This is a genomic window from Mesorhizobium sp. M7A.F.Ca.US.005.03.2.1 (assembly GCF_003997795.1).
In the GTDB taxonomy this organism is placed as follows: domain Bacteria; phylum Pseudomonadota; class Alphaproteobacteria; order Rhizobiales; family Rhizobiaceae; genus Mesorhizobium; species Mesorhizobium ciceri.
Genome location: NZ_RZRP01000534.1, coordinates 1 through 4,403 on the forward strand (window position 1 = coordinate 1; position 4,403 = coordinate 4,403).

Genomic DNA, 4,403 nt, shown 5'->3' on the forward strand with positions numbered 1-4,403 from the left:
TCATCGTGCTGGGCGCACGCGGCAGCCGCTGGGCCTGGCAGAACCGCGCCTGGCGCGACCCGGAGCAGTTTCGCAAGACGCAGCGCAACTGGGCAATCGCCGGCCTTGCCGTCTGGGTGGTCGGGATTGGCGGCTGCGCGACGATGGTCGGCAGCATTCCCTACGTCCTGAAAGGCAGCGATGCCTATCTCATGACGATGGACAGGCTTCGCGCCGACGACCGCGTCAAGGCGGCGTTGGGTGATGATTTGACCGACAGTTTCTGGGTCGGCGGCCATCTCAACGTCGATGCGAATGGGGCTGGTGACGCCCAGTTCGGCATTCCGGTCCACGGCGCCAGGGGCAAGGGCACGGCCTATTCGACGGCTGTCCGGACAGCCGGCACGTGGAGCCTGCGCCTGCTGGTCGTCAGGGTCGAGGGAGCCGATGCGCCGATCGTGCTGATCAACGAAGATCATGTCCCGATCCCGAATGCTGCAATCGGAATATAGCTGGGCAAAACGCAAAAAAGCGGCCTGAACGCGGGCGGGACAGCTGACAGTTCGGCCGGCTTCGTGGCCCAACAGTCGGGTGACCGCTGCAGCGTTCCAGACAAGGAAATATGCTGAAAAGCCGGATGCTGTCTGACAGTATGCGCATGCGTTCATGTGGACCGGTGGCAATTTCAGACAAGGGCACGCGCATATGGTGAGTTCCTTTCGTGCGGTCGTGGTCGGTGGCGGCTGTGTGGGCGCCGGCATTCTCTACGGCCTGGCAAAGCGCGGCTGGACCGATGTGGCATTGCTGGAGCGAACACAGCTTACGGCCGGCTCGACATGGCATGCCGCGGGGCTCATCCCCTCTTACGCGCGCAGCCGCAATGTCGGCCGCATGATCGCCAGATCGATCGCGATCTATGAAGGCCTGGAGGCGGAGACGGGCCAGAACGTCGGCTGGCACAAATGCGGGCAACTGCGCATTGCCAACACGCGCGACAGGCTGGACGAGTACAGAAGCTACATGGACGTTGCCGAGGTCCAGGGAGTGCGGGCCCGGATCGTATCGCCCGCGGAGGCGCGCGAGATCTGGCCGCTGCTCGACAACAACACCATGCTGGGTGCCCTCTACCATCCCGATGACGGCCACATTGCACCCGCCGATGTCACCCAGGCCATGGCCAAGGGTGCACGCGACCTCGGCGCGAAGATCCATCTTGATACCGAGGTCGTGGGTTTCGAGCGGATGCCGAGCGGCGAGTGGAGAGTCAAGACCTCACGCGGCGAGATCGTCTGTGAACATGTCATCCTTGCAACAGGCAATTACGCACGCCAGACAGGCGCCATGCTGGGCCTGGACATTCCCGCGATTCCGATCCTGCACCAGTATTGGATCACCGAGGCGGTTCCCGAAATCGTGGAACGCAAACGGCTTGGTCTTCCGGAGATGCCGATCCTCAGGGACGAGGGTTACGAGGGCTATCTGCGCGAAGAGGGAGACGGGCTGATGTTCGGTCCCTATGAGCGCACCGAGCAGCTCAAGCTGTTCGCCGAAAACGGCGTCCCGGAATGGTTCGGCGCCGATCTGCTCGATGAAGATTTCGATGCCGTTTCCTGGAACTGGGAGCGCGCCACCGAACTGGTTCCCGCGCTCGGGCGCGCCGGCATCAAGCGCAATGTGCGAGGACCTTTCCAGATGACGGCCGATGAGCTGCCGCTGATGGGGCAGGCGTGGGGCCTGGAGAATGTCTGGCTCGCCGAAGGGGTGCCGGGGGGCATCCTTTGGGGCGGTGCGATTGGCTACTACCTCTCCGAACGGATCGTGGAGGGTGGCAACAGCATCGACACGGCGGAGCTGGATCCCCGCAGGTTCGGCCGCTATGCCAACAAGAACTGGACCCGGGCCAAGGTCCGGGAAGCCTGGGGCACCCACGCCGTACAGCACTATCCGGGCCAGGACATGCCGGCGGCGCGACCGCAGAAAACGGCCCCGTCCTATGACCGCCTAAGTCAGCTTGGCGCGGTATGGGACGTGTTGAACGGCTGGGAGATGCCGAGCTGGTTTGCGCCCGCGGGTGTCGAGGCGCGCAATGTCTACAGCTGGCGCCGGACCCCCAAGGGGAACCACGTCGCCGCAGAGGTCCAGGCTGTCCGCCAGGCCGCCGGTCTGGTCGAGATGACACCAATGACCAAGTTCGAGGTCGGCGGGCCGGGCGCCGAGGGCTGGCTCGACGGAATCCTGGCCAACAGACTGCCGCGTCCCGGTCGTGTCGCTCTTGCCCATCACCTGACGCCGACCGGCGGCGTGCAGGCCGAGTATGTGGTGGCGCGGCTGCAGAGCGACCTGTTCTATCTCATATCGACGCCGCGCGCCGAACGCTGGAACCTTGACGATCTCGACCGGCTGTTGCCGAAGGACGGCAGCGTGCATCTGCGCAACGTCACGGAGGATCGCGGCAGCTTCACGGTGATTGGGCCGAAGGCGCGCGACATACTGCAGCCGCTGACGGAGATCGACCTCTCCAACGAGGCCTTCCCATGGTTCAGCGTACAGTCCGGCACCGTCGGCATGGCCAGCGACGTACGGCTGCTGCGTGTCAACTATTCGGGTGAGCTGGGATGGGAACTCTATCATCCACTCTGCTACCAGCGGCATTTGCTGGATGCGCTTCTGGCATCGGGAGAGGCACACGGGCTGAGGCTGGTCGGACTTCAAGCGCTGGAATCGCTTCGTCTCGATAAATCCTACCGGGCCATGTACCGCGATATGAACCCCGAATTGTCCGCCTGGGAAAGCGGCCTCGAGCGCTTCATCAGCCTCGACAACAGGGACTTCATCGGCCGGGCGGCACTGGTCGCGAAACAGCAGCAGGTTACACGCCGGATCGCCACACTGTCGATCGACACGGATGGTGCGAGCGCATTCGCCTTCGAGGGCGTTTACCGCGAAGGCGAGCTCGTCGGCCACATCACCTCGGCGGGCTATTCCTACACTTTTGGTCACGACATAGCACTTGCGCTGCTGCCCCTGGAACTTGTGTCGCCCGGTACCGAGCTCGAGGTTTCGATCCTCGGCGAGCGCCGCGCGGCAAAGGTGATCGCCGACTCGCCCTATGATCCGGAAAGCGCCCGCGGGCGCATGTGAGGTATCCCGGAGTACAGTTTCCGGTTCATCGATGTCTCAAACGTGCTGCAGGGTAAAACGCAAAAACCGCGCTCCATCGGGAACGCGGTTTTGCCAGATACGCATGGCGCTTCGCTACGCAAACACTTTGCGAAACTTATGGCACTTGTCGAAACTTACGGGCTCCGGTACGCGAGACCTGATCCGGAGCGCCGGACGGATGAGATGTCCGCCTCACAGTCCGTTTTATAGGGACATCGTTACCGCGGAGTTATCGAGAGCTTAAGCAAATCTAAATTTTCATTTTTTCCACCGAAGGAAACCGGAAAAATCCGCCAAATCCGCCAAATCCGCGGGTTACGCCGGGCTACCCCTGAGAAAATTAATTATGCCGGAGAAATCGACGCCGCCATGTCCCTGGGCGTTGAACAAGGCATAAAGCTGAGCCGCTTCGGCACCAAGCGGCGTTACAGCACCCGCACCTTGCGCGGCTTCCTGGGACAATTTCAGGTCTTTCAGCATCAAGGCGGCTGCAAATCCTGGGTTGTAGTCCTTGTTTGCGGGCGAAGTCGGCACCGGGCCGGGCACCGGGCAGTAGGTGGTCAAGGACCAGCACTGGCCGGAGGAGGTCGAGGCGACGTCGAACAGCGCCTGATGCGACAGGCCGAGTTTTTCGGCCAGAACGAAGGCTTCGGCGACACCGATCATCGAAATGCCGAGGATCATGTTGTTGCAGATCTTTGCTGCCTGGCCGGCGCCGTCGCCGCCGCAATGGACGATGCGGCCGGCCATCGGCTTCAGGATCGGCTCGGCGGCAGCGAAGGCATCATCGGAGCCTCCCGCCATGAAGGTCAGCGTGCCGGCTGCGGCACCCCCGGTGCCGCCCGAGACCGGTGCATCGATCGACGACAGCCCGTGCTTCCTGGCGACGGCATGGGCTTTGCGGGCTGACTCGACGTCGATGGTCGAGGAATCGATAAAGAGTGCGCCTTGCCTGGCCTTGGGCGCGATGTCTTCGTAGACGGAGAGGACATGCTTGCCTGCAGGCAGCATGGTGATCACCACGTCGGCATCCTTCACCGCGGCCAAGGCATTCGCCATAATCGTCACGCCATGTTCCTTGGCGACGGTGAGGTTTTCCGGAACGAGGTCGAAACCGTTCACCGCATGCCCGGCCTTGACCAGATTGGCGGCCATTGGATTGCCCATATTGCCGAGGCCGATGAAGGCGATCGTCGTCATTGTCTGTCTCCCAGAGTTGCTGGCTTCAACGGCCAATCAGCGCGCGAGCGATGATGACGCGC

At 62.7% G+C, this 4,403-nt stretch carries 3 protein-coding genes; 2 read left to right on the forward strand and 1 reads right to left on the reverse strand.

Annotation, left to right across the window (positions count from 1 at the left end; translation table 11 throughout):
* The coding region (locus tag EN991_RS24920; RefSeq protein WP_127369754.1) for a cytochrome c oxidase assembly factor Coa1 family protein at positions 1–491 on the forward strand (491 nt) is incomplete at its 5' end.
* Positions 492–684: 193 nt separating this feature from the next.
* Positions 685–3,120: an FAD-dependent oxidoreductase gene (locus EN991_RS24925; RefSeq protein WP_127369755.1), complete on the forward strand. Its 2,436-nt coding sequence runs from the start codon at positions 685–687 to the stop codon at positions 3,118–3,120.
* 336 nt (positions 3,121–3,456) lie between these two features.
* On the opposite strand, the gene mmsB is transcribed toward EN991_RS24925, so the two are convergent.
* Positions 3,457–4,341: a 3-hydroxyisobutyrate dehydrogenase gene (gene mmsB, locus EN991_RS24935; protein WP_127369756.1), complete on the reverse strand. Its 885-nt coding sequence runs from the start codon at positions 4,339–4,341 to the stop codon at positions 3,457–3,459.
* Between the last annotated feature and the right edge of the window lie 62 nt (positions 4,342–4,403).

Excerpts from the sequence above, each read along its gene's own strand:
- EN991_RS24925 (WP_127369755.1), top strand. The coding sequence starts at position 685 with ATGGTGAGTTCCTTTCGTGCGGTCGTGGTCGGTGGCGGCTGTGTGGGC.
- mmsB (WP_127369756.1), bottom strand. The coding sequence starts at position 4,341 with ATGACGACGATCGCCTTCATCGGCCTCGGCAATATGGGCAATCCAATG.